Consider the following 25,216-nt stretch of genomic DNA (forward strand, 5'->3'; position numbering starts at 1 on the left):
TAAGCGAAGTCTGCTCCGTTTTCACCTGCATAAAAATAACCGCTTTTCCTAACGATAGAACTATGCCAAGGACAACGATGAATACAGGAAACTCATAACTGCTGTCCAAAATACAAGAGGAGGTTATATTCCCCATGTCCAGACCTAAATGGATAAACTGGGCCATTGCCGCCGGTGCAGGAGCGCTTGCACTGACCCTGCTGCTTCCGACATCCAACCGTCCTGCACCTGAGCCGAGTGCCATGCCTGATGCACCTCATAAGGAACATGCAAACAAACAGCGTTTAAAAGTCCAGGATGTAAAAGCGACAGATTTGTTGACACGTATGGATGCCAAGCAGCATCTCAGCTTAATGCTCGAGAAGAGCGGCACTATGAATGAAGCCGAGTTCGGTCGATATGTTCAGGATTTACAGCGTACACATGATCATATTCGTTCCATTGATGTGCTGGATAGCAAAGGCACAGTCCATAAACATTTTGCGAAAGAATCCGGTAAAGGAAGCAAAGTCGAGCAGCAAAAACTCGAGCACTCCCTTAACCTTGCGAAAAAAGCGGTCATGAAACGCCAAAGCTTCGAATCTTCCTCATTTCCTCTAGGCAAAGAAAAATATTTCGTCATGGGCCTGCCCTCCAAGGATGGGAACAAAGCGGTTGTTGCACTCTTTAGCCAAAGTGTCTTGAATGCGGTGGAACAACATCAGCGCAAAAATCTGCGCATGATTCCTTACCCGCGTGAGGGCAAATTCAAAATCGAATCCGTACACCCGGATACCCTTAACGAAGTCACGGTAAAAACAGGTCATGATAATGCCAATGCCAGCCATTTTTATGAAAATGAAATCGTTATTCGTTTCCGACAGGAGCCGGGTGAACGGGATATGCGGATCATCAAATCCGATTTGCGTACCCAATCTGCGCGTAAGCTGGGATACACTTATGTTTTTCGTTCAGAACACATGAACTACGAGCAGCTGCATTCCTATTTTGAACGTAAATGGAATCCGCTGTATATGGAACCCCACTACATGTATTTAACCAATGAAGCCGCACCTGAACAAACCGATACGGATGTAACGATTCCCAACGATATTTTGTTCACGGATTACCAGTGGAATCTCCCCGCCATTGAAACCAATCGGGGGTGGAATATTACAAAAGGGAAAGAAGATGTTATTGTTGCCGTAGTGGATACCGGAGTGGACCTGAATCATCCGGACCTGAAGGGCAAGCTGCTGGAGGGTTATAACGTCGTTGATCCGAAGAGCAAGCCGCTTGACGATGTGGGCCATGGTACACATGTAGCCGGAATCATTGGCGCTATTGTCAATAATAGCGAAGGCGTGGCAGGGATGAGTTGGTATAACAAGGTTCTTCCCGTGAAGGTACTGGACAATTCGGGTTCAGGAACCACGTATGCTGTGGCTGAAGGCATCATTTGGGCTGCGGACCATGGGGCCAAGGTCATCAACATGAGTCTGGGCAATTATGCAGATGCCCAATTTCTCCATGATGCCATCAAGTATGCCTTCGATCGCGATATTGTCCTGATTGCTGCAACCGGGAATGATAACACTGAACGGCCTGGATATCCTGCCGCTTATCCCGAGGTGTTCGCCGTTTCGGCTACCGATCCAGACATGAATAAGGCTTCGTATTCCAACTACGGTGATTATGTGGATGTAATGGCGCCTGGCACCAGCATCGCAAGCACCTATCCAAATAATCAATATGCCGCATTATCCGGTACGTCAATGGCCAGTCCCCATGTCGCTGCACTTGCTGGGTTAATTCGTTCGTTGAATCCGGATCTGACCAATACGGAAGTCATGGACCTGATGCGTCAGAGTGTCATCGACCTTGGTGACCCCGGTCACGACAAGTATTATGGTTATGGTCAGGTCGATGTCTACAAGGCGCTTCAGTCCGCTTCAAGCAACAGTGCACCCTTGCAGTTCTGGCCTCAGCATGTAAGGCAGCAGATGGATAACACGATGAAAAAATATACGAAGTAGCCTTTTGTGGATTGATATCCCAACTTGCTTCGTGTACAAAAATAAAAGCAGCTGCGCCCCGGGGCGTATGCTGCTTTTTGAGCTGTTCTCTATTTCCCCGGGGCACCCGCTGCGACTAGCGTTTGCGGGACGATGTGCGGGCTTTGCCGGATTTTTTCACGGATTTTTTCTTGCTGTTATAGCTGGATACATAGCAAGGATCTTCTTCTTTGACAACGACAGGATACAAATGGTGATGAACTGGCACACAGTGCGTTTTTTTGATGACTTCAATCGGGTGGATAACAGGTACGATCTGCGGAACGTAGTAATCCTCAACAACCTGGATCGGGTCACATACAATCGGGCAAAGCGGTGGACAGTAATGGTTCATTTAAAACCAACTCCCTTTCAAGTGATACTATAACGTATTGCATCAGGACGAAAGTGGATTGGATGTATGTCCTTGTTCCAAAAAATTATATGAGCGGGAGCCTGTCCGCTGCTGTTCCCCCCTGCTTAGGCATCACCCTCTGAATAACACCGCACAACACACGAAGCCCTTCACACAACCCCTTCACATTCGTAACCGTAAAGCAAATTCGCAGACTTGCCGTATCCGTCTCACCTACATAACAAGCAGATCCCGGCAGAAAAGAAACGCCTGCAGCCAGAGACTGACGGTGCAGCTCCCGCATATCCAGACCATCTGGCAGCTGAAGCCACAGGTTTAACCCACCTTCAGGCAGGACCCAGTACATACCAGGTACACGGTATTCCTCCAGAACATCGGATGCTGCCTGTAGTCTGGCGTACAGCTCTTTTCGTAATCGAACAATATAGGAGCTATACTGATGCTGAATGAAGGATTGAAGTGCCTTTTGTGTAAGTAAAGGACTGCCCAGATCTGCCGTGGATTTGGCTGCGACCAAACGGGTCAGCACACTCCCTTCAGCGATGGCACAGGCTACGCGGCAACCGGGAGACAGCACCTTGCTGAAGCTTTTGATATAAACGACATGGCCTGTAGTATCCATCGATTTAATGGACGCAGGAGGAGAATCGCGGAAATACAGATCGGCGAATGGATCATCCTCCAAAATGAGACAGTGATAGCTCTGGGCCAGATTCAATAGTTGTGCCCGTCTTCTGGCGCTCATCGTTACACCTGTTGGATTGTGGTATGTAGGGATGGTATAAATCAACTTTGGCGGGTACGTATCGCACAGACGTGTCAACAGATCAATACGCATGCCTTCACCGTCCATTGGCACGGTAATGATTTTGGCTCCTCTGCTCGTAAATACATCAATTGCACCCGTGTATGTAGGAGCCTCCATGTAGACCACATCTCCAGGCCCAACGAAGGTACGGGCAACCAAGTCGATTCCCTGCTGTGTCCCACTTGTGATTAGCATTCGCTCTGGGGCGACTTGCAGACCCCTTTCGGCAAAATGTCCTGCAAAGGTCTGGCGAAGTTCCCGGTCCCCCTGAAAAGAGCCGTACGCTGCCATGCGTTCAGGGTGGTCGGAGGACAGCCGGTAGGCACTATTAATAATTTCAGTCGTTGGCAGCAGCTCGGGCTGGATGGCTGACATATGCAATTCATACTGCACCTGAGGAGAAGCATCAAAATGCCGCCAAAGCTGCGCACGCGGCAAATAATCCACAAGTGCCATCTGCCAGTTCCACGGCGTATTATTATCGTGATTTCGCTCGGCTTGCTGGTTTTTATCCATCCCCTCCGTTTGCTCTATCTCCTGGGCCCCTCGTACATAGCATCCTTTCCCCTGTGAGCAGGTTATCAGTTGAATGGCCTCCAGTTCGGCATATGCCTTAGACACGGTAACGAGACTTACTCCCAGGTCCGCGGTCATTTTACGTACAGACGGCAGACGTGTTCCAGGCTCAATCAAACCTGAACGGATCCGATCTGCGAGTGTAAGCGCGATCTGAATATACAATTTGGTACTGCTTCCCCGTTTCAATTCAATGTGCATCTGCCCGCTCCCCCAACTGTTATCATCCACATTTTACTGTTATATCGCATTCCGGCTATTATAGTTTATAATATCAGTATAACAGTGAATAACAGGAGATGAGAACACGATGAGTATCCCTTGGTCCAAAATGGCTTTAAACACCCCGTCCTCTGTCGTTCGCGACATGCTTCAGGCTGCACAGGCGCCTGGAATGATATCCCTTGCCGGAGGTTTGCCAGCACAATCATCATTCCCGGTTGAAGCTATACGTGACGCCTATCAACAGGTGTTTATGAGCGGTGCAGCTGCCCTTCAATATGCAGAAACGGAAGGCTACAGACCGCTGCGCGCCAAAATTGCCGAGCGTCTGGAATCCAAGGGCATTCCCGCTTCCCCCGATCATATGCTCCTGACTACAGGATCACAGCAATCCATAGATCTGGTCTGCCGTATCCTGCTTGATCCAGGTGACCGCGTACTGGTAGAATCACCAACCTACCTGGCTGCTCTTCAAGTTATCCATTCCTACCAGGCTGAATCCCATGGGGTAGCCTGCGATGAAGAAGGCATGCTCCCTGAATCCCTTGAAGAACAGTTAAAACAGCATCAGCCGAAACTGGTGTACATTAATCCAACGTTCTCCAATCCTTCAGGCAAAGTATGGAGCCGCACCAGAAGACAGCAGGCCGTTGACCTATGTCGCAAATACGGAGTGCTCATTCTGGAAGACGATCCATATGGCGAAATCCGTTTCAATCCGGAACAGCTGGATGCACCTTCGCTTGTCGAACTGGATGCAGCGTCTTACGATGGACCATCCAACGTCATCTATACGAGCACATTCTCCAAAACCGTAGCTCCAGGACTTCGTACCGGTTGGATTCTTGCTTCTGCAGATATTGTTAAGATCGCTGCACGAGCGAAACAGGGAGCCGATCTGCATTCCAGCAGCATCGACCAGCGAGCTCTTCATGCCTTACTCGAAACGTTTGATCTTGATGGACATATTCGCAGCATTTCCAAGGACTACGCCAAACGAATGAATACCATGACTTCCCTTATGAAAAAGAAGGCTTGGGAAGGAATCTCTTGGAATTCTCCGCAAGGCGGCATGTTCCTGTGGCTCGAACTGCCTGAAGCGATGGCAGCCAGCAATTTGTTTACTTACGGTATTCAGGAAAAAGTGTGTATTGTACCTGGTGATTCCTTCTATGCCGGAACTCCTGAGCTGAACCGGATGCGTATCAACTTCACGCATACAGACCCTGAGCAGCTTCCTGAAGCCGTTGAGCGTATGGACCGAGCTATTCAGCGCTGGCATGCTGCTGTACAATCCGATACGGCGGTTACACTGTAATAAACTGTCATTAACTGTACTATGACTAGTATCCAGTCAGAACTTAATACGTAAAAAAATAAGGCGGCAGATCCGAGGATATCGGGTTCTGTCGCCTTATTGATGTTTGTTTTAATTTAAGAGAAGTACAATTAAAGGTAAGTAAATCATTCAATACATGTTGTTGCAGTTTGGAAAGCTTACCGTAAGCCGGGTTCTGTGCTCTTCGTGGTTCAAACGGGAACTACCCTCCCACCACAAGCGACAATCATCTATCTAGGCCATACATTGCTGCACAGCTCAAGCGACCAACCTAGACACACCTCGGGCTAAGGCTGCCTCCTCCGAAGAGTCGGCTGTGTCCCATTAGGTCTTGCTCCAGATGGGGTTTACCAGGAACGAAGTCACCAGCGTTCCTCGGGGTCTCTTACACCTCGGTTCCATCCTTGCCTGTACCGGAAAATCCGGCCATCGGCGGTCCATTTCTGTGGCACTATCCTTCAACTCGCGCTGACTGGACGTTATCCAGCATCCTGCCCTGTGGAGCCCGGACTTTCCTCTCGTGGCAACAAGGCCACCAGCGATTGTCTGTCAAGCTTTCCGAACAACATTACATAGTATACAGGCATTTGAGTTTACAAACAAGCTTAATATTACTGGAAACGGATGATCCCACTTAACTACATAAACTGGAATACTTCCGTATTGACCTCCGAAGCCGTCACTTGGGTCTCATAACGCTTGTCTGTCAATCGCAAACGCAGCCAGTCCGCTGTTTTGGACTTCATGATCTTCTCGGCATTATGCCCCGCATCTATGATGCACATGCCAGCCATCAGCGCATCATGAGCAGTATGATAATCAATATCTCCCGTTACGATGACATCGGCCCCTTTGAAACGAGCTGTCAGCGTATAACGGCTTCCCGAACCGCCAAGGACTGCCGCTTTTTTGATCTGCCGGTTCAGATCCCCTACGACACGAACGTATGGCACGTTTAATTGGGCCTTCACGACCTCCACCAGTTCACCCAGTGTCTTTGCTTCCTTAAGGGGTCCCAGACGCCCCAGACCGAGTGTACGGCCTTTTAAATCCATGGCATACAGGTCATAGGCCACTTCTTCATAGGGGTGAGCCTTCAGCATGGCCTGTACCACTTTGCTCCGCAGGCTCTGCGGTACAATGGTCTCAATACGCATCTCTTCCACTCGCTCCAGCTGGCCCTGTGTACCGATAAAAGGCTGTGTTCCCTCTCCTGGTACAAAGGTTCCTGTTCCTTCGGTATTGAAGCTGCATTTGCTGTATTGGCCAATACTTCCGGCTCCAGCTTCCAGAATGGCCTGAAGCACCTGTTCATGATGCGTGCGCGGGACGAATACAGCCAGCTTGTACAGATGGTCTGTATGTACATCTTCCAGCGACTCTTTGCTTTCAATTCCAATCGCTTCAGCCATCCAATCATTCATGCCGCCTTCGGCCACATCCAGATTCGTGTGACTGATATATACGGCAATATCATGCTTGATCAGCTTCTCATACAATTTGCCCATCGGTGTATCCGTATTGAATGATTTTACCGGCCGGAAAATAATAGCATGGTGTGCAATAATGAGATTGGCACCGATTCGAATAGCTTCCTCTACAACTGCATCAGTCACATCAAGAGCAATAAGAACGTGATTTATCTCTTTTTGCAGACTGCCCAGCTGCAGTCCGATCCGGTCATCGGGCACAGCCAGATGTTTGGGAGCCAGCTGCTCCATCAATTGAATTACAGTTTGACCTTTGGCAAACATTCGAGTACCTCCTTCAGGTTTGCAATCAGACGTTCCACCTCGGCTGCCTTTTCACGCGAAGAGTCCTGGTCCGATTTCGAGATGGACTGCACAACACTCTTCAGCTTAACGATCTCACTTTCCCATTTTGCAAAGAATACGTCTGTGGGTCTGTCCACCAGATATGGACCCATACGCAGCAATAGATCTTGCGTCAGAACGACTCCACCTTCAAGCGGGCGAGCGAGGTACACTTCCTCATTCGCAATTGGACTGGTGGCCTGCGGCATGGCTGTAATAATCTCATAGATCTTGCCATCTTCCTCAAGCAATCGTTCTGCCACAACCACCCATTGATGATCCAGCAGCCAGCGTCTGAGGATATCCTCACCCACATTAGGTTGAAGAATAAGCATCTTCACCTCTTCCAGTTTGGAAAGGCCGCCGTCCAGTATGGAAGCAATTAACGCTCCACCCATTCCTGCAATTGTAATGACATCTACCTCGCCTGCAGAGACGACTTCCAGCCCGTCTCCACGACGAACGGTAATTTTCTCCTGCAGCCCTGCATCACTTACCTGTTTGCGCGCGGCCTCGTAGGGTCCCGGGTTAACTTCTCCGGCCACAGCACTTGCAGCCTTCCCACTGCGAACGGCAGCTACCGGCAGCAAGGCATGATCAGAGCCTATATCGGCTAGACGGCTGCCCTCGGGAATTTGATCATGTATTTGTTGTAATCGATTCGAAAGTTTCATGAAGCACCTGCACATTCATTTAATTTATTGATTTGCATTGGACAACGAAAAGCGATAAAATGAAATCCAATCAAACATTTCAAGGATTAATTACCAAAACCAACCAATTAAGACATTCGATTTAAAAATAAAGGAGACCTCGCCGCCGCCTAAGCGGCTTGCGAAAAGTCTCCCGTGGTTCGGTTATTCGAGGAAATCCTTAAGCCGTTTGCTGCGGCTTGGGTGGCGCAGTTTACGAAGAGCCTTGGCTTCGATCTGACGAATACGCTCACGCGTAACTCCGAAGACCTTGCCCACTTCTTCCAGCGTTCTCGTCCGTCCGTCGTCCAGACCAAAACGAAGGCGAAGTACATTCTCTTCACGCTCTGTCAACGTATCCAGTACGTCTTCAAGCTGTTCTTTCAGTAATTCATAGGCAGCAGCATCTGCTGGAGCCAGAGCTTCCTGATCCTCGATAAAATCGCCCAGATGGGAATCATCCTCTTCACCAATCGGTGTTTCGAGGGAAACCGGTTCCTGTGCAATCTTCGTGATCTCGCGCACTTTCTCCACGCTCAGATCCATTTCAGCTGCAATTTCTTCTGGCGTTGGTTCGCGTCCAAGTTCTTGCAACAACTGACGGGATACCCGGATCAGTTTATTTATCGTTTCGACCATGTGCACCGGAATACGAATGGTACGCGCCTGATCGGCTATCGCACGTGTGATGGCTTGACGAATCCACCAAGTCGCATACGTACTGAACTTATACCCTTTTTTGTGGTCAAACTTCTCTACGGCCTTGATCAGACCCATGTTTCCTTCCTGAATCAGGTCAAGGAACAGCATGCCGCGTCCCACATATCGCTTGGCGATACTGACAACGAGCCGAAGGTTGGCTTCAGCCAGTCGGCGCTTCGCTTCTTCATCCCCGTTTTCAATCCGTTTGGCCAGTTCCACTTCATCATCCGCAGACAACAAAGGTACACGACCAATTTCCTTCAGATACATCCGGACAGGGTCATTGATTTTGATGCCTGGAGGCAAGCTCAGATCATCATCAAAGTGGAACTCATCGTCTCCCTCTCTGTTGTTGTTATCTGAGTCATCATTAGGGCGAAGCGTAACCTCTTCATCATTCTCGTTTACCACGTCGATACCCAGGTCACTTAATTGTTCGTAGAACTCATCCATTTGCTCAGCATCCTGCTCAAACGGGGAGAGTTTCTCAATAATTTCCTTGTAGTTCAATGAAGCTCTTTTTTTGCCTGATTCAATCAGTTGATCCTTAACCTGATCCAGCGTCAATTCTGTTTCTAGTTCAGTATGCTGATCATTCGCCATAACTCGACTCCCTCCTCCCTAGAAACATCCAACACACGGACATTTACTGTCTCTCTAGGGCAATCATTTCAATTGCGATTTGTGCCGCGCGTACAAAATCACCTGCACGCTCTGCAGCAATCATTTCTTCCTTTTTTAGATCGTACTCTTTTTTGCGCGGATATTTCAGCACTTCCCTGATACAATCATCGAGTATCTGAACGTTCCATTCACCCGGGCCATCCATCATTGAGATCGAGCTGACGGTTTTCTCCAATCGATCATCATGCAATGAGGACATAAAACGGCTTGTATCCGGCGATTTGCCTTGCGCATAATAGGCATATAGATAAGCAGCAATAGCTGCATGATCATCCAAGTTAAAAGCTTCACCAAGATGCTCATTCACATACTGTGCAGCCTCGTCATCCTGAAGCATCCAAGCAAGCAATTTGCGCTCAGCAGCATGGTAAGCCGGCAACAGATTGGGTGTAGGCACCTGCCTATTTTGTTGCCTACCATTATTCCACCTTTTCGGGTTATTATCCCCATACTGCTCGTTATTTTTCATGGACTGGCGCTCTTCATTACACTCCTGCTTCAGTGTCTCAAATGACACATCCACTTCAGCAGCCAGTTCACGCAAATACACTTCGCGTTCCGTAGGGGAAGATAATGGCGCGATTAGCTTTACCGCTTCCTTGGAATAGGCGATCAGACCGCCGCCTTCTAGCAGTATATGGTTTTTTTTAAGGTTTATAAGCTTAAATTTTGTTGTGGTCACAGCACCGTCTACAATCTGGTTGCGAAACCGTTCACCACCGTACTTCCGAATAAAATCATCCGGATCAAGTCCTTCGGGTATAAGAGCCACCTTAACCTGCAGCCCAGCCTCTTCCAGAATGGGGAAGTTCTTAAGTGCAGCGGCCTGCCCTGCTCGGTCACCGTCATAACAGATAATGACCTCGTCGCACATGCCCTTGAGCATAAGCGCCTGATTCTCGGTCAGCGCTGTACCCATGGCCGCTACTCCGTTCTGGATCTCTTGATCCCAGGCGGAGATCACGTCACCGTAACCTTCAAACAAAATAGCTTGTCTTTGTTTGCGAATTGCATTTTTGGCCTGATGCAGATTGTAGAGAACTCGGCTTTTGTTGAATAACCGGGTTTCCGGTGAATTTAGGTACTTCGGCTGCCCGTCTCCCAAAATGCGGCCTGCAAATGCAATCGGTTTGCCGCTTCTGCCATTAATCGGGAACATTACCCTGTCTCGGAAGCGGTCCACATAGCCCTGACCTTCACTCCGCTGCGACAGAAGACCGCCCTTTTCCATCTCTTCAAGAGGAAAGTTGCGTTTCTCCAGAAATTGCACCAACGTGTCCCAACGATTCGGCGCATAACCAATCTGGAACTGGTCAATCAGCTTGTCGCTAAAGCCCCGCGAGCGTAAATACTCCATGGCTGCTTTTCCATGCTCTGTATTTTTCAATAAGAAATGATACAGCTTTGCAGTTAGCTCATACGCCTCCAGCAGACGTTCGGTCTCCGGATTTACATGAGCGGATTCACGCCCTTGCCAGTCCCCCATGGAGATGTGACTTTCTTCCGCCATCGTCTTGACAGCCTCGGGAAAGGATAACCCTTCGATTTCCATCCTGAATTTGATGGCATTTCCACCCGTGCCGCAACCGTAGCAGTAGAAAATTTGTTTCTCTGGTGTAACTGTAAACGAAGGCGTCTTCTCGGAATGAAAAGGGCAGAGGCCTTTCATGTACTTCCCCTGCTTGGTCAGATGCACAAATCGGCTCACCGTATCGACAATATCATGCTGCTGTAACACCGATTCAATAATGCTTTCGGGTATACCGCCTTGTCCGGTACTCATCTCTGGCCACCTTCATCTCTTTCAGCACGTAAATATAATTCGCTAAACTTACACATTCTCCTGCAAATCTTTCAAAAGTTTTGTCAGTTTATGTTGAAAAATTTCCCGATCCTGCTCTGTGAAAGGCTTTGGACCCTTCCCATAATGCCCTCTTTTCCGTGCTTTGGCAGCAGTATGCCGGGAATCGAGCATAAAATCAATGTCACGATCATTAAATTCGCGACCACGAAATGATAAAACATAACAATGTTTGCCAAGCGCGAGTGCTGCCAGTCCATAATCCTGTGTAATGACGATATCACAGGGCTTGATATGATTGGCGATGTACAGATCCGCACTCTGATCACTGCGGTCCACCTGCACGGTACGCACCCCTTCTCCTCCCTGAAGCAAATGATCAAAGGAAGATACTAACAATACGGGGATATCAAAACGGCGGGCCGTTTCTGCAATCTCGGCTTTCACCGGACAAGCATCTCCGTCCACAACAATCTGGCGTACATTCAACTCACTCAACCTCAGGATCACCCGGCTTCATAAAATAGCTGCATATTGTTATATACGACTTCCGCCAGCGAAATTCCTTCTGACCAGTCAAGGTAAATCAAAGGCTAAAATACGGAACGGCTGTTAAAAATAAAATTTCACAACCCGTTCCGTATATTTATACCCTCATATATCCTTCTTTAATACTGAATTTGAAGCGTATGCTCTAACCCGTCCGTGCCGGGATATTATACTAACACCAATTTGGAGAAATCGGCAAATCCTTTCAAGTCACGATCGATAGCTGCGAGCAGAGCCAAGCGATTAGCACGGACTGCTTCATCTTCGGCCATAACCATTACGGAATCGAAGAATGCTGTTATGGCTTCCTTCCAAGCGGATGCAATCGCCAGCGCTTCCGCTGCATCGTGCTGAGACAAAGCTTTGCGATATTCCTCATTGGTTCTGTTCCAAGCTTCATGCAGCTGCTTCTCACCTTCTTCGGTAAACAGTTCAGGATGAACAGAAGCATTCGACGCTTTGGCAGCCAGATTACCCACCCGGTTGAAAGATTCCACTGTTGTTTTGAATGCATCACCGGTTTGAACAGCGGCCATCAAAGCCTCGCCTTTTGGAACAATGGCACTAATATCATCGAATCCGGCAGAGATCACGGCATCAACAACATCATAACGAACAGTCTCGGACAACAGTTTTTTCACACGAAGACCGAAGAAGTCCTGCAAATCTTTACGAACCTCTTCATCTGCACGTTTCAAAAGGTTCATCTGAGCGTGTACCTGAAGCGCAACCCCGAACACATCGGAGAGCGTCAGTGGAAGCTGATGATCCAGCAAGATTTGTACAATACCCGCGGCCTGACGACGAAGTGCATATGGATCCTGGGATCCTGTCGGGATGATATTGATGGAGAAACAGCCCACGATGGTATCCATTTTATCTGCAGCACTTACAATCGCACCTACGAGTGAAGCAGGAGATTGGTCTCCGGCAAAGCGCGGCTGATAGTGTTCAAATACCGCTTTGGCCACTTCTTCCTTCTCGCCTGCCTTGCGAGCGTAATCCTCACCCATAACTCCTTGCAATTCAGGGAACTCACCAACCATCAGCGTAACCAGGTCGAACTTGCAGATATCTGCAGAGCGGCTCACCGATTCGGCAACGTCAGCAGAAACCTGCAGCTTGGATGCGAGTCCGTCCGCAATTTTGCGAATACGGCGCACCTTGTCACCAACGGTACCCAGCTCCTCCTGAAAGACAATGCTCTCCAGTTTGGACAATGCGTCCTTAATCTCGAGCTTCTGGTCTTCTTCGTAGAAGAACTTGGCGTCGGACAGACGGGCACGCAGTACTTTTTCGTTACCTTTGGCGATGACATCAAGTGAATCACTGCCTCCGTTACGAACGGTTACAAAGTAAGGCAGCAATTGTCCTGCACTATCCAGTACAGGGAAGTAACGCTGATGCTCACGCATCGAAGTAATCAATACTTCCTGAGGGATATTGAGGAATGAAGGATCAAATGTTCCGAACAATACCGTTGGCGTTTCCACCAAAAACAGTACTTCCTCCAGCAAATCTTCCTTAATGGCAATATCCCAATTTTTCTCAGCAGCCAGTGCCTGAATCTGGGAAACAATCATTTGCTCCCGTTCCTTGATATCTGCAATAACATGTTCGGAACGCAGCAATTCGACGTATGAAGCAGGGTTTGTAATCACGGTCTCCTTACCCAGGAACCGATGTCCCCGAGTTACATTCCCGGATTTCACACCTGCAACTTCAATATCAATAACCTCACTACCCAGCAGAGCGACAATCCAGCGAATCGGGCGGACAAATTTAAAATCATATGAAGCCCAGCGCATGAATTTAGGGAATGTCATGGCGTGCAGAATCGACAGCAATCCTTCACCGATTACAGATGAAGTCTCTACACCTTTGCTGCTCTTGGTTGCATAGATATACTCGACTCCGCCGAGTTCCTTAAACGTAAACTGATCCGGATCAACACCTTGACTGCGTGCAAATCCGAGTGCTGCTTTGCTCCAGTTGCCGCTCTCGTCAAGTGCAATTTTACGGGAAGGGCCTTTCACTTCTTCTTCTACATCCTCTTGCTTCTCGGCAACATTTTGAATCATGACAGCCAAGCGACGTGGTGTAGCATAAGCGTTTACCTCACCATGTGTTATGCGGGATGCATCCAGCCATTTCACAATGCGATCCTGCAGCTGTTCTATCGCCGCGCGCAAGAAACGTGCAGGTACTTCTTCCAGACCAATTTCAAACAATAGATCCTTAGACATGCTCAGCTCCCCCTTTCTTGATCAGCGGGAAGCCAAGCTTCTCGCGCTCTTCCACATATGTTGCAGCCACTTGGCGTGCCAGATTCCGGACACGCGTAATGTAACCGGTACGTTCTGTAACACTGATTGCTCCACGAGCATCCAGCAGGTTAAACGTATGGGAACATTTCAGCACATAGTCATATGCTGGAAATACCAGGTTCTGTGCCATAGCCTTATTCGCTTCTTCTTCATGCATGTTGAAGAGGGTAAACAGCATCTTCACATCGGATACTTCAAACGTATATTTGGAGTGTTCAAACTCAGGCTGCAGGAATACATCACCATAGGTGATTCCCTCTACCCATTCCAGATCAAACACATTTTCTTTTTCCTGAATGTAAGAAGCAAGGCGCTCCATACCATACGTAATTTCAACAGCTACCGGGTTCGTCTCAATTCCACCGACTTGCTGGAAGTATGTAAACTGTGTGATTTCCATACCATCGAGCCAGACTTCCCAGCCGAGACCTGCGCAGCCCAGAGAAGGATTCTCCCAGTTGTCTTCAACAAAACGAATATCATGTTTAAGCGGATCAATGCCCAAACGTTTGAGACTTTCCAGGTAAATTTCCTGAATATTGTCTGGGGAAGGCTTGATAATGACTTGGAATTGATGGTGCTGATACAGACGGTTCGGGTTTTCTCCATAACGTCCGTCGGAAGGACGACGGGAAGGCTCAACATAAGCTACTTTCCAAGGTTCTGGTCCAAGTGAACGCAAAAAGGTCATCGGGTTCATGGTACCTGCCCCTTTTTCCGTATCATATGGCTGGACAATAATACAGTTGTGCTCGGCCCAGAATTGTTGCAGCGTGAGAATCATCTGCTGAAAATTCATAATCATGCTCCTTTTCAATAAGTTTATTGACAAGCTGAGAAAACTTCCGATTTGCACAAGCTTCGATCGAAGCCAGGCTTAGAACGGACAAACCGCGTTTTGCGAGAGATTCCCGGAATCTATCCACCAGCTTTGACGGAAAATAATTCCACAATCAAAAAAACCCTCGCCCTACGCCTGTTGTCCAGACGTAGGGACGAGAGCTACTCCCGCGGTTCCACCCTACTTGGCTTGTGTACAAAACAGGATAACCTGTTCACGCAAGCCCACTTTTCCGTGTCCATTCATGCTCCCGAGTGCCATTTCACAGACCCATTCATCCCGGCTTGCACCATCCCAGGCTCGCTCAATTATCGTAGTCAAGACCATCAGGCCTACCTACGAGAATAATAAATCAGGTCTCCTACTCTCTCGTTCAATGCATGTCTCCAAAAAGAGAAATTATAGTCAATATTAAATGAAAAAGAGTGCAAAGTCAAGTGAATCTTGTCATTCCCAGAAAACACATCTTAAATCCCGTATTTCTCCATCTGATCGAGAAATGAACGGGATTTCAAATTCAGACCCAGCTGGTGATCCATGAAAGCTCTCATGATCTTCTTCATTTCATCTCTAGTGGCCTCACTGACAGATATGTTGCCCAGTCGCTGCAGATCCAGCTGCGCAAATAACCGCAGTAACCTTAGAGCTTTGGGACTTACGGACAATGCGGGTGGATCAAAATGTTTACAGGCTCTGCAAAGTACACCACCTAGCCTAGGACTTACAAACAACTGTTCATCCGGCCGTTCCTGGCCGCATGAAATGCATTCATCAAGCGACGGGCCATAGCCCGCCGATTGTAATATTTTCATCTCATAGAGACTGGTTATGACGCTAGGGTCCTTCTCTTCCTTTAACGCCTGAAGACAAGCCTTAAGCTGCTTGAACCAGAAAGCACCTGTTTCCTCATCCTGCAGAACCCTATCCAGCAGTTCACATGCATAGGATGCATAAGCTGCTTTAACCAAATCTTCCCGCAGCTCATGATATGACTCCATAATTTCGCCCGCATTCAGTGTTCCCAGGCCCGTATTACGGAAATATACGTATTGACCGTACGTAAACGGCTGCACCAGCGCAGCATGTCGGCTTTTGGGCTTTTTGGCACCACGGACGAGCACTCCTACTTTTCCACCACTTTCGGTGCAAAGCGTAATAATTTTGTTTCCCTCGCCGTAGTCCATGCTGCGGATGACAATCCCTTCCACCCTGTATAGCATGCCTCGTCACCTAACCATTCCCGAATCAGCCAATTAACCTTCGGCTTCTTCATCTTCTATCACTTCCCCTGCAGTATCGGACTCCTGTCCTGTTGGCGCACAAGCCTCGGTATACAACAAATAGGACTCCACATCCCCCGTCATTGCAAAAACCTTCCACGAAAAATCTCGCATCAGAATTTCATCCTCTCTTCGGAAATGACGTCTGCATCTACCAGTTAGGATGGAGTCTTGCAAGGTAAACTATGTGTTGCAATTAATGGATACCCGTTGGATTAAACGTCACGGTGGAAGCCGAGATCACGTAGAACGCGATCCTGATTTCTCCAATCCTTTTTCACCTTAACCCACAGATCCATAAAGATTTTCGAACCGAGCAGGTTTTGAATATCCTGACGTGCACGTTTGCCCACTTCTTTTAAGAGGGCCCCCTGTTTGCCGATAATGATCCCTTTTTGAGAGTCACGCTCTACAAAAATAACGGCCGAAATGTACACTACCCCGTTGTCCTGAACCTTCATATCCTCGATGGTTACAGCAATGGAATGAGGAACCTCTTCTCGGGTCATTTGCAGAATCTTCTCCCGGATCAGCTCCGCACAAACGAACTGTTCCGGGTGGTCCGTAACCTGATCTTCCGGGTAATATTGCGGTCCTTCCGGCAAATACTTGCCGATCTGTTCGAGCAGTGTATTTACATTGCTGCCGAGCTTGGCAGAGACCGGTACGATTTCTGCGAAATCATGCAGCTTGCGATACTCCTCAATAAGCGGAAGCAGAGCTTCCGGTTCGATTTTATCAATTTTGTTCATCACCAAAATGACAGGAGTTCGTACGTTTTTCAGTTGTTCTGCGATGTAACGGTCACCACCGCCCATTCCTTCGGAAGCGTCAATGAGGAACAAAGCTGCTTCCACTTCCCCGAGCGTATTCAAGGCAGTCTGGTTCATATAGTCACCCAGCTTGGATTGCCGTTTGTGAATACCCGGTGTGTCCAAAAAGACAACTTGCTTGTCTTCGGATGTGTAAACGCCATGTATTTTATTACGGGTGGTTTGCGGCTTGTCCGACATAATGGCTATTTTTTGGCCAATAACCTGGTTCATCAAAGTCGATTTACCAACGTTAGGACGCCCAACAATAGCTACAAAACCCGATTTAAATGCTTTTCTTTTCATATGTTCCTCCTCAGGCGCCTAGGCCTGGAATAGTTTATTTTTTGGCAAAATCCAAATCAGACGGACCAAAAGCCCAAGGCAGCAGCTCGGCAACCGTCGTTTCCTGCAGGTCACCTTTCAAATTGCCCATAATGACTTTCATGTCCGGCTCACACAGCTCAACCATAACCTGGCGACACACGCCACATGGCGCGATTGGACCTTCCGTATCACCTACAACGGCAATAGCCTTGAAACTACGAGGCTGCTCCCCCCCTGCGATCGCACTGAAAAGTGCTGTTCGCTCCGCGCAGTTGCTTGGTGTATAGGCAGCATTCTCAATATTGCATCCATGATGCACATTGCCTTCACTATCCAGCAGAGCTGCTCCTACACCAAAATGGGAATAAGGTGTGTATGCTTTTGCACGTGCCTTAATGGCTTCTTGCATGAGCTGTTGATTATCCATAATCCAAATCTCTCCCTCAGGTTATCAATAAAATAAACTTCTTGTTATAGCAGGCTTATCAAAAACCAAAGCAATGTAAAACCGGTTTGAAGAACACCATACCTCCGATGACTACGGCGAACACCGCAGCCAGCAAAACTGCGCCAGCCGCGGTGTCTTTCGCCGCTTTTGCAAGCGGATGAATATGCGGATGTGCCAGATCTACCGCTGCCTCTACGGCCGTGTTCATTAATTCGGTTACCAGCACCAAAAAGATGGCTGTCAGCACAAACATCCAGTCTGTCCTCGAAATCCCGAAAATAAATCCAGCCGAACACATGATGACGGCTACTCCCGAATGAACCCTTACATTTCGCTGTGTCCGAAAACCGTATACGATTCCTTCTGCCGCATTGCGGAACACCAGACTCCAGGAGCGCCTTTTCATTATCGTGTCAACCCGGCCTGGGCGAGTACAGCTTCCTGTTTGCCCATCATTTCGGCTTCGCTTGCTTCGTCCTGATGATCATATCCGAGCAGGTGCAGGAAACCGTGCACAAACAGGAAACCAAGCTCACGTTCAAATGAATGCCCGTATTCTTCACTTTGCAGGATCGTACGAGGAACGGAGATAATGATGTCACCGAGAACATCTGGCATCTCCTCCATCTCTTCATCCTCATCCAGTTCGTAGATGATGTCCAGTTCCTCGTCCATAGTTTCATTCATGGCAAATGACAGCACATCTGTCGGACGATCGATTCCGCGGTAATCGCGGTTCAGCTCATGAATCTGGGCATCATCCACAAAAGTGAGAGCAACTTCTCCATCTGCCACGCCTTCAGCTTCTCCTGCCAGGTTCAGCAATTGCTCCAGCATTGCAATCATCTGTTCTGTAATTTCTTTATCCTGTTGATCATTATTCCATGCCAGGTTAAGACTCATTCTTTCATAACTCCTGTCTGCTCATATTAGTAAGTCAACCTGCTTCAGGTGAGGTCGGCTTCGGTTTTTTGATCTCTTCCGGGTATTCAATCCGGGAGTGGAAGATTCCCATTACCGTCTCTTTCAAGGTTTTTGCTACGATATCCAATTCACGCATGGTGAGATCACAATCGTTAAATTGATGATCATCGAGACGCCCCTTGATAATCTTCTCAATCATGGATTCCACTTGTTCCACTGTCGGTTTGCGCAGGGAACGAACTGCTGCTTCAACGCTGTCCGCTATCCCAACGATAGCCGATTCCTTAGATTGGGCTTTTGGACCTGGATAACGGAAATCTTCTTCTGTAAAGTCAGGCTCCACTCCCGCTTCCTCAGCTTGACGCAGCGCTTTGTGATAGAAGTAATGGAGGAAGGTTGTCCCGTGATGCTGCTCCGCGATATCCCGGATCGGTTTTGGGAGCTTATAATCCTTCTGCATTTCCACACCATCCCGGGCGTGCGCAACGATAATTGATTTGCTCAATTTGGGATCGATGGAATCATGCGGGTTCTCCATATTGTTCTGATTTTCGATGAAATATATCGGTCTCTTGGTCTTGCCAATATCATGGTAATACGAACCTACTCGACAAAGCAGACCATTCGCTCCTATAGCCTCGGCCGCGGCCTCTGACAGGTTTCCTACCATAACACTGTGATGATACGTGCCCGGGGTCTCCGTCAGCAGTTTGCGCAATAACGGATGGTTCGGGTTGGACAGTTCCACCAGCTTCAGTGCTGATAGTATACCAAACGATGTTTCAAAAAATGGCATAAGCCCAATGACGAGAATCGCTGTTAGTACACCACCGGCAAAAGCAAATCCAATGCCGTACAGCGTTGTTGTACGGTTCCAATCCCCCGTATCAATCAGCGACAGTGTAAAGACGGCAATTGAACCAAACAGGCAGACCATGATGGCACCCTTCAAGATGGTGGATCGCTGGCTTGCCCGGTATGTCGCGAAGATCGCAACAAAAGACACCAGTACCGCAAAGAAGCCAAGCTCAAAATCAAAAATCTGACCTTGATGCGTATTCAGGATGATGCTTGACAACATGCCAATGATGATCGAGCAAACGAAAGCAAGCGATGTATCCAGCAATAAGGCAATTAACATCGCCCCCACTGCAACGGGTGCAAGGAAGCCGACATATGACTTGTCTGCTGTCTGGATGAATGCTGTTACATGCATAAGCACAATCGTAATAATGAAAATGAGTACAAGCATCAGCAGCTGAGCATTATTATATTTGAAATGCGTTCCGCTGAACTGCTGAATATACATCAGAATTGCTGCCGACAGCAGACAAGACAGCATGAGAAGACCCAGCTGCGGCCAGTAGTTTACTTCGTTTTTCAACAAATCATTTTCATCAAGAAGCGCGTACATTTCGGGGGTTATCATTTCGCCCTTGGCAACCAGTGTATCACCTTGCTTGATATAGACAGTCTGTGTATTTTCACGAGCCTGTACCTTGGCTTCCTTTGTCCCCTCTTCATCATAGAAACGGTTGGACGTTACTACAAGGCGGGCGAGCTCCTGAACAACCTCACGCTGCGTACGCTTGCTAAGGGAACTTACACTTACCATTTCGGCAACTTTTGCCCTTGCAGTCGTAGCATCACTGATCTGATCCGTCATCAATCTGGACACGATATCCCGTCCAACGGACTTCATCTCCTGGATATCCTCAGAGGTCAAGCGAGATATCTTGATATAGGTTTCTTCCGGAATTCGGTAGCTTTGCTCCTGCACTACGTTTCTGATCTCTTCCAAAAGAGTTTCGGAATATGTACCCGCTTTCCGATTGTTATTGATAAAGTTGGACACAAAATCCTTCTGCCGCTGCGGAATCTCATCACGATAGATATCAATCTTGTCCTGACTGGAAATCTGGTCATCCTGATTCAGACGGTCAATACGGTCCAGCAGGGTAGTCATCAAATTTTCGTTTCGCAGCTGTACAATTTGATAGATCGGCTGTACACGCTCAGCAGCTTCTTCCTGAGCTTTCAGCGTTGCCTTCGTGTTTGGAATCTGCATGGGCGCAGCAATATCCACTTCGCTTCGTGTGCCTTCCTGAATGTCATACCGCTCGGGAAGCAGCTTGGAGGCCAGACTGAAGTAGAAGAGAATCACCAGAAACAAAAACAGAAGATAGCGTGCCCACACGCTATACTTCCATCCTGTGGTTCTATTCTGAAAAGATTTGCCTTTTGACAGTTCCTTCGAGGTCACTTTAGACAATCCCTTCTATTCTTGATTTTCTGCGGCGTGGTTGTATGCAACGATAATTTTTTGGACGAGGGAATGCCGTACAACATCTTGCTCGGCAAAATAGACAAATCCAATTTCTTCAACTTCACTGAGTATCGTTTTTGCTTCCACCAGTCCAGACTTTTTGCCGCGAGGTAAATCAATTTGCGTCACGTCTCCGGTAATGACCATTTTGGAGCCAAAACCAAGACGGGTCAAAAACATCTTCATCTGTTCCGGCGTCGTATTCTGAGCTTCGTCCAAAATGATGAACGAGTCATCGAGTGTACGCCCCCTCATATATGCCAGTGGCGCAATTTCGATCAATCCACGCTCCAGTGCCTTGGCCGTTTGCTCTTGTCCCATTACGTCATACAAGGCGTCGTACAAAGGCCGTAAATAAGGGTCAACCTTTTCCTGTAGGTCTCCAGGCAAGAAGCCCAGGCTTTCGCCTGCTTCAACAGCAGGCCGTGTAAGCACGATACGCTTGACGCTGCCTTCCTTGAGAGCTGCAACCGCCAGTACAACGGCCAGATAAGTTTTACCCGTACCAGCTGGACCGATTCCGAATACAACATCACGTTTCTTAATTGTCGTTACATAGTGCTTCTGTCCAATGGTTTTAACACGAATCGGTTTGCCTCGGTAAGTCGTCGTAATCTCACCCTTGAACAGATCAAGCAGCTGGTCTGCACGCAGATCCTTGGCCAGTTCAATGGCATAGCTGACGTCTCGTTCAGTTAGCACATACCCGTTTCGCACCAATTGCAGTAACACATCGAATAATTGTTCAAGCGATTCCACATTCTTTGTATTGCCGTGAATCACAATCTCCGCTTCGCGTGAAGCGATCTGGGCGGGAATTTCGGATTCAATCAGTTTCAGAAAAATATCTTGGGGTCCAAAAAGAGATTGACCCTCTCCCGCACTCTGGAGGGAGATTCGTATGCTGCGTGTTTGTTCTGACAAATAGCCTCATTCTCCTTGACTATGGACTAACGGAAGTTCTTCCGCAATGCTTTCTTCCACTTCAAATAATACTTTCATATAAACTTTACCATTCTCTTTCTTCTCATGCAAAATTTTTTCACTTAAAATTTTCGTTCCTTTGCCATTTTTGGCGATAATATCGTTTCTGGCTCCCTCCAGCCCTTTCGTTCTGGCCCACTCCACCGTCTTTTGTTCCTCCTGCTGCGTGGTCTCCATATCGGTCTCCGTCAGCCATCCCATCGGAAGCGTGAAGGATCGCCACGTCAGCGGCTTATGATCACTCGCCGTATTGAAGGAACTGAAAGGCGTCTTCCCATATCCCCAGAGCTGAACAGCCCAATCCCCCAGCACTACATAAAAACGTTCCTTACTCTCACCTGTCATCGTGTTATGCTTCTGCACGAGAGGCACTTCCACTTCATATTCACGCCATACGAGTCCACGAACCTCGCCTTTGGCCACTACATTCTCTGTATTCTCTTCATCACCCAAAATACCAGATATTAATACCTGACCTTTCTTAACACGTGTATCCTTCTGTACGACAGGACGTCCCTGTTCCGCATATATCTGAGTAACGACTGCATCTGATTTGCTCACCAAGTGCCTTGGATTCAGCAGCGGTTCACGCTGAGGCTGTGCTGATTCTACAACCTGAATGGTTATGGTTGTCCCCTCTTTGCTCACACCAATCCAGGTTACGTCGGGAAGTGCCAAAGCCAGCTGTCTGGAAAGCTTGTCCTGACTCTGGAGTCTGAACCCCCACTGGAAAGGATATATCCCTTCTTTTTTGGCTGCAGCAAGCACCACATCCGTGGGGATTTTCACATTCCCCTTTACCTCAACATTCCAGACCATCGATGATAATGCAAACATGGCAATCACGAAAAGCACCATGCCCCCAAGGAAGAACTTCCTTTTCATTAACCTGGCCATAAAAAAAGGAACCCCGCTGCGGTGCGTCACCTTCACCCTGCAGCCTGTCCGCTTCAACAAAGGACGCAGCCTAAAAAAATGCGGCAGCAGAATATTCATCTCTGCCTTGCGTCCATCATGGGCACGCAGGTTCCACACTTCCAGTCCCTGCTCTGCCACCATGTTGATCAGCGCTTCGATGTCTCCCCCAGTGACCGTTATTCGGACTGCACCTCGCAGTTTGTACAGACTGGGCTGTTTCATCCGTTTCCCTCCGCTCCATTCATATGTATATCCAGAATTGTTCCTTCCACCGCCACTTCATCCGGCAAAATATTGCGAATCATCAGATCAACGCCTTTAATCTCGAGCTGACCCTGGGTCAAAGCCAGAACAATGCGATTCGGCGTAAAATGGATCACACCGCGATGATTTTCGATATACAATTGCTTGCTGCCGATCAGGGTTAACCGTGGCATATCATAAAGCACGTCCTGCGGCAAATCCAGCACCTCACTGGTCCATCTGCGCAGCTTGCGGCTGATCCGGGTCATACGAAGGTCTTCCCCCTTCCTCTACAGTTCAACTTATGCGAAGAAACATGATTTTATGAAAACTACAGCTTCTGTTAGATCATTAATTCTTAAAAAAGAGCACAACACAAAAAGCCGTCTCCGGGCTATATAACACCAGAGACGACTCTTTATTTTTTTATGATAGGGACAGTATCCTACAACTTGCCTCTTGTTCCAAAAGGCTGTTTGGAACGTGGAGCCCCCAGTACTTCTGCCCATAAAACACCGGTACGGATGTCTTCTGGACGAAGTCGGGACGTTCCGGTTTCACCCGCTGAACTCTCATCCCAACTCGTGTTAGTTACAGTCGGTGTGTCCGCAGAAGAGATCCGATTCAACCTCTCCTGAATCAGACGCTGCTGCTGCTCCATTTCTTTCATTTGCTGTTCCAGGGAACTTTCCATCCCCATTGAGCTTCGACTTCCAAAATCGTCCTCTCGACGAGCTGATGCCGCAGGCTCCGAATACGGCTGATCATATCGATCATCGTATGAATCGTCCTCATACCGGTCATCGTCATACGACTCATCGTAACGGGTATCACCAGCAGATTGCTGGGTAGTTGATTGTGACGGTGATCGCTCCCTGCGATCCTGCTCACCGTTTCCCCCGAACGTAGGCATCCCGTTTCCCGGACGTTTCTTGTTCGGATCGGCTGATTTGGCAGCTTTTCCAAGGAAGGAGAAGAGTGCGAAACCAATAACCGCCACAATATACAGATTATCAAATATCCATTCAAATAGGCCCATATGCACTCACCGCCTATCTTCCGTTTTTGGAGTCACCCTGATCGTTGTTTGTATTGTCACCAGGTTTTCCCAATGTGTTGCGCATTTGAGTGTCAGCCTCAATATTTTTCAGGTTCATGTAGTCCATAACCCCGATTTTACCGCTACGAAGCGCTTCGGACATTGCCAAAGGTACTTGGGATTCGGATTCAACCACACGCGCTCTCATTTCGACTACGCGCGCTTTCATCTCTTGCTCTTGGGCTACGGCCATTGCACGACGTTCTTCCGCTTTTGCCTGAGCGATTCGTTTGTCGGCTTCTGCCTGTTCAGTTTGCAAGAAGGCACCAATGTTTTTACCTACATCCACATCCGCGATATCAATGGACAGGATTTCAAAAGCCGTACCTGCATCAAGGCCCTTGGACAATACGGTACGAGAGATCAGATCCGGATTTTCCAGGACGTCTTTGTGAGAATTGGAGGAACCGTTCGTACTTACGATACCCTCACCGACACGGGCGATGATCGTTTCTTCACCAGCACCACCGACGAGGCGATCAATGTTCGCACGAACCGTAACCCTCGCTCTAACCTTAACTTCAATACCATCTTTGGCTACCGCAGATACAATTGGCGTTTCAATAACTCGCGGGTTAACACTCATCTGTACGGCTTGCAATACATCACGACCAGCAAGGTCGATTGCTGCAGCACGTTCGAATTCGAGCGGAATGTTGGCACGCTGTGCGGCGATCAAAGCGTTGACTACACGGTCTACATTACCACCGGCAAGGAAGTGACTCTCCAGCTGGTTAATGGTTAATCCAAGTCCTGCCTTGGTTGCTTTGATCAAAGGATTGACGATACGACTTGGCGTTACACGTCTCAATCTCATGGCTACCAGCGTAATAATTCCGATACGTACACCGGATGCAATGGCCGAGATCCAGAGCATGACCGGGAAAAAGCTGAAGAATACGCTCAATACGATAATGGCTACTACCGCAACGAGCAAAACCGTAATCAAGGTTGGTTCCATAGTCAAAATTCCTCCATTTGCGCTATAATTTTGTAAAAATACATTTTAACAGACCTAGCAACATTATGCTGCATATTTTGAATCAGACCACTCGGCAGGCAGCACTGCCGTAATGGTTATGTACTTTGCC

At 48.1% G+C, this 25,216-nt stretch carries 24 protein-coding genes and 1 other RNA gene; 2 read left to right on the plus strand and 23 right to left on the minus strand.

The annotated features are described in order from the left end of the window. Window positions 1-134: 134 nt before the first annotated feature. Entirely contained in the window at window positions 135-2,015 is a 1,881-nt protein-coding gene (locus tag GUA98_RS16955) for a S8 family peptidase (protein WP_193723848.1), read from the plus strand. A 115-nt stretch (window positions 2,016-2,130) separates the two neighbouring features. Here the strand turns inward: GUA98_RS16955 and GUA98_RS16960 are convergent, their stop codons facing one another. Then, window positions 2,131-2,388 (minus strand): hypothetical protein, encoded by a 258-nt coding sequence (locus GUA98_RS16960; protein WP_127537761.1) that lies wholly within the window; start codon window positions 2,386-2,388, stop codon window positions 2,131-2,133. An 85-nt stretch (window positions 2,389-2,473) separates the two neighbouring features. Next, on the minus strand, window positions 2,474-3,994 hold the full coding sequence (locus GUA98_RS16965) for a PLP-dependent aminotransferase family protein (protein WP_153979447.1): 1,521 nt from the start codon (window positions 3,992-3,994) through the stop codon (window positions 2,474-2,476). 109 nt (window positions 3,995-4,103) lie between these two features. Here GUA98_RS16965 and GUA98_RS16970 point away from each other — a divergent pair, with 109 nt between their 5' ends. Next, on the plus strand, window positions 4,104-5,333 hold the full coding sequence (locus tag GUA98_RS16970; RefSeq protein WP_193723849.1) for a PLP-dependent aminotransferase family protein: 1,230 nt from the start codon (window positions 4,104-4,106) through the stop codon (window positions 5,331-5,333). Window positions 5,334-5,503: 170 nt separating this feature from the next. On the opposite strand, the gene rnpB is transcribed toward GUA98_RS16970, so the two are convergent. From rnpB to floA, 21 genes are all read right to left on the minus strand, one after another. Then, an RNA gene (gene rnpB, locus GUA98_RS16975) (RNase P RNA component class A) lies at window positions 5,504-5,912 on the minus strand. 80 nt (window positions 5,913-5,992) lie between these two features. Beyond that, window positions 5,993-7,108, minus strand: a complete 1,116-nt coding sequence (locus GUA98_RS16980) for a Nif3-like dinuclear metal center hexameric protein (protein ID WP_193723850.1) — start codon at window positions 7,106-7,108, stop codon at window positions 5,993-5,995. Then, window positions 7,084-7,842: a tRNA (adenine(22)-N(1))-methyltransferase gene (locus GUA98_RS16985; protein WP_193723851.1), complete on the minus strand. Its 759-nt coding sequence runs from the start codon at window positions 7,840-7,842 to the stop codon at window positions 7,084-7,086. Before GUA98_RS16985 ends, GUA98_RS16980 begins: the two co-directional genes overlap by 25 nt. Window positions 7,843-8,025: 183 nt before the next feature. Beyond that, window positions 8,026-9,165, minus strand: coding sequence for an RNA polymerase sigma factor RpoD (gene rpoD / locus GUA98_RS16990; protein WP_193723852.1), 1,140 nt, complete (start codon window positions 9,163-9,165; stop codon window positions 8,026-8,028). 43 nt (window positions 9,166-9,208) lie between these two features. After that, a complete protein-coding gene (gene dnaG, locus GUA98_RS16995; RefSeq protein ID WP_095289907.1) occupies window positions 9,209-11,029 on the minus strand; it encodes a DNA primase in 1,821 nt (606 codons plus the stop codon). A 48-nt stretch (window positions 11,030-11,077) separates the two neighbouring features. Beyond that, the gene (locus GUA98_RS17000; protein ID WP_415753037.1) at window positions 11,078-11,545 is read right to left on the minus strand and encodes a YaiI/YqxD family protein; all 468 of its coding nucleotides are present in this window, start codon (window positions 11,543-11,545) and stop codon (window positions 11,078-11,080) included. A 218-nt stretch (window positions 11,546-11,763) separates the two neighbouring features. Next, the gene (gene glyS / locus GUA98_RS17005) at window positions 11,764-13,842 is read right to left on the minus strand and encodes a glycine--tRNA ligase subunit beta (protein WP_193723854.1); all 2,079 of its coding nucleotides are present in this window, start codon (window positions 13,840-13,842) and stop codon (window positions 11,764-11,766) included. After that, a complete protein-coding gene (gene glyQ / locus GUA98_RS17010) occupies window positions 13,835-14,722 on the minus strand; it encodes a glycine--tRNA ligase subunit alpha (protein ID WP_095289904.1) in 888 nt (295 codons plus the stop codon). Before glyQ ends, glyS begins: the two co-directional genes overlap by 8 nt. Window positions 14,723-14,944: 222 nt before the next feature. Continuing rightward, window positions 14,945-15,085 carry a hypothetical protein gene (locus tag GUA98_RS17015; protein ID WP_153979453.1) on the minus strand — a complete coding sequence of 47 codons (141 nt, stop codon included), beginning with the start codon at window positions 15,083-15,085 and terminating at the stop codon, window positions 14,945-14,947. Between the two features lie 146 nt (window positions 15,086-15,231). Beyond that, complete coding sequence (gene recO, locus GUA98_RS17020) at window positions 15,232-15,984, minus strand: DNA repair protein RecO (RefSeq protein ID WP_095359490.1); 753 nt, start codon at window positions 15,982-15,984, stop codon at window positions 15,232-15,234. Window positions 15,985-16,017: 33 nt separating this feature from the next. Beyond that, window positions 16,018-16,158, minus strand: a complete 141-nt coding sequence (locus tag GUA98_RS17025; RefSeq protein WP_095359491.1) for a YqzL family protein — start codon at window positions 16,156-16,158, stop codon at window positions 16,018-16,020. A 101-nt stretch (window positions 16,159-16,259) separates the two neighbouring features. Beyond that, on the minus strand, window positions 16,260-17,162 hold the full coding sequence (gene era / locus GUA98_RS17030) for a GTPase Era (RefSeq protein WP_193723855.1): 903 nt from the start codon (window positions 17,160-17,162) through the stop codon (window positions 16,260-16,262). A 34-nt stretch (window positions 17,163-17,196) separates the two neighbouring features. Further along, a complete protein-coding gene (locus GUA98_RS17035; protein ID WP_193723856.1) occupies window positions 17,197-17,610 on the minus strand; it encodes a cytidine deaminase in 414 nt (137 codons plus the stop codon). Window positions 17,611-17,668: 58 nt separating this feature from the next. Further along, window positions 17,669-18,037 carry a diacylglycerol kinase family protein gene (locus GUA98_RS17040; RefSeq protein WP_193723857.1) on the minus strand — a complete coding sequence of 123 codons (369 nt, stop codon included), beginning with the start codon at window positions 18,035-18,037 and terminating at the stop codon, window positions 17,669-17,671. Continuing rightward, a complete protein-coding gene (gene ybeY, locus GUA98_RS17045; protein WP_095289891.1) occupies window positions 18,037-18,534 on the minus strand; it encodes an rRNA maturation RNase YbeY in 498 nt (165 codons plus the stop codon). Before ybeY ends, GUA98_RS17040 begins: the two co-directional genes overlap by 1 nt. Before the next feature lie 34 nt (window positions 18,535-18,568). After that, a complete protein-coding gene (locus GUA98_RS17050) occupies window positions 18,569-20,818 on the minus strand; it encodes an HD family phosphohydrolase (RefSeq protein WP_153979457.1) in 2,250 nt (749 codons plus the stop codon). A 15-nt stretch (window positions 20,819-20,833) separates the two neighbouring features. Further along, on the minus strand, window positions 20,834-21,805 hold the full coding sequence (locus GUA98_RS17055) for a PhoH family protein (protein ID WP_095289887.1): 972 nt from the start codon (window positions 21,803-21,805) through the stop codon (window positions 20,834-20,836). Between the two features lie 6 nt (window positions 21,806-21,811). Next, on the minus strand, window positions 21,812-23,005 hold the full coding sequence (yqfD, locus tag GUA98_RS17060; protein ID WP_193723858.1) for a sporulation protein YqfD: 1,194 nt from the start codon (window positions 23,003-23,005) through the stop codon (window positions 21,812-21,814). Next, the gene (gene yqfC, locus GUA98_RS17065; RefSeq protein WP_095289883.1) at window positions 23,002-23,295 is read right to left on the minus strand and encodes a sporulation protein YqfC; all 294 of its coding nucleotides are present in this window, start codon (window positions 23,293-23,295) and stop codon (window positions 23,002-23,004) included. The genes yqfD and yqfC overlap by 4 nt, the downstream gene beginning before the upstream one ends. Before the next feature lie 176 nt (window positions 23,296-23,471). Continuing rightward, window positions 23,472-24,065 (minus strand): hypothetical protein, encoded by a 594-nt coding sequence (locus GUA98_RS17070; RefSeq protein ID WP_193723859.1) that lies wholly within the window; start codon window positions 24,063-24,065, stop codon window positions 23,472-23,474. A gap of 13 nt (window positions 24,066-24,078) precedes the next feature. After that, on the minus strand, window positions 24,079-25,086 hold the full coding sequence (gene floA, locus GUA98_RS17075; protein ID WP_193723860.1) for a flotillin-like protein FloA: 1,008 nt from the start codon (window positions 25,084-25,086) through the stop codon (window positions 24,079-24,081). Window positions 25,087-25,216: the final 130 nt, after the last annotated feature.

It is taken from the genome of Paenibacillus sp. P13VS (genome assembly GCF_015143645.1).
Lineage (GTDB): Bacteria > Bacillota > Bacilli > Paenibacillales > Paenibacillaceae > Paenibacillus > Paenibacillus xylanilyticus_A.

What these genes read in the sequence shown, in the direction of transcription:
- GUA98_RS17070 (WP_193723859.1), bottom strand. Translation starts at nt 24,065, where the DNA reads ATGGGCCTATTTGAATGGATATTTGATAATCTGTATATTGTGGCGGTT.
- GUA98_RS16970 (WP_193723849.1), top strand. Translation starts at nt 4,104, where the DNA reads ATGAGTATCCCTTGGTCCAAAATGGCTTTAAACACCCCGTCCTCTGTC.
- era (WP_193723855.1), bottom strand. Translation starts at nt 17,162, where the DNA reads ATGAAAAGAAAAGCATTTAAATCGGGTTTTGTAGCTATTGTTGGGCGT.
- GUA98_RS17025 (WP_095359491.1), bottom strand. Translation starts at nt 16,158, where the DNA reads ATGCGAGATTTTTCGTGGAAGGTTTTTGCAATGACGGGGGATGTGGAG.
- ybeY (WP_095289891.1), bottom strand. Translation starts at nt 18,534, where the DNA reads ATGAGTCTTAACCTGGCATGGAATAATGATCAACAGGATAAAGAAATT.
- GUA98_RS16980 (WP_193723850.1), bottom strand. Translation starts at nt 7,108, where the DNA reads ATGTTTGCCAAAGGTCAAACTGTAATTCAATTGATGGAGCAGCTGGCT.
- recO (WP_095359490.1), bottom strand. Translation starts at nt 15,984, where the DNA reads ATGCTATACAGGGTGGAAGGGATTGTCATCCGCAGCATGGACTACGGC.
- glyQ (WP_095289904.1), bottom strand. Translation starts at nt 14,722, where the DNA reads ATGAATTTTCAGCAGATGATTCTCACGCTGCAACAATTCTGGGCCGAG.
- GUA98_RS17035 (WP_193723856.1), bottom strand. Translation starts at nt 17,610, where the DNA reads ATGGATAATCAACAGCTCATGCAAGAAGCCATTAAGGCACGTGCAAAA.
- rpoD (WP_193723852.1), bottom strand. Translation starts at nt 9,165, where the DNA reads ATGGCGAATGATCAGCATACTGAACTAGAAACAGAATTGACGCTGGAT.
- GUA98_RS16985 (WP_193723851.1), bottom strand. Translation starts at nt 7,842, where the DNA reads ATGAAACTTTCGAATCGATTACAACAAATACATGATCAAATTCCCGAG.
- GUA98_RS16955 (WP_193723848.1), top strand. Translation starts at nt 135, where the DNA reads ATGTCCAGACCTAAATGGATAAACTGGGCCATTGCCGCCGGTGCAGGA.
- floA (WP_193723860.1), bottom strand. Translation starts at nt 25,086, where the DNA reads ATGGAACCAACCTTGATTACGGTTTTGCTCGTTGCGGTAGTAGCCATT.
- GUA98_RS17040 (WP_193723857.1), bottom strand. Translation starts at nt 18,037, where the DNA reads ATGAAAAGGCGCTCCTGGAGTCTGGTGTTCCGCAATGCGGCAGAAGGA.
- yqfC (WP_095289883.1), bottom strand. Translation starts at nt 23,295, where the DNA reads ATGACCCGGATCAGCCGCAAGCTGCGCAGATGGACCAGTGAGGTGCTG.
- yqfD (WP_193723858.1), bottom strand. Translation starts at nt 23,005, where the DNA reads ATGAAACAGCCCAGTCTGTACAAACTGCGAGGTGCAGTCCGAATAACG.
- GUA98_RS16965 (WP_153979447.1), bottom strand. Translation starts at nt 3,994, where the DNA reads ATGCACATTGAATTGAAACGGGGAAGCAGTACCAAATTGTATATTCAG.
- glyS (WP_193723854.1), bottom strand. Translation starts at nt 13,842, where the DNA reads ATGTCTAAGGATCTATTGTTTGAAATTGGTCTGGAAGAAGTACCTGCA.
- dnaG (WP_095289907.1), bottom strand. Translation starts at nt 11,029, where the DNA reads ATGAGTACCGGACAAGGCGGTATACCCGAAAGCATTATTGAATCGGTG.
- GUA98_RS16960 (WP_127537761.1), bottom strand. Translation starts at nt 2,388, where the DNA reads ATGAACCATTACTGTCCACCGCTTTGCCCGATTGTATGTGACCCGATC.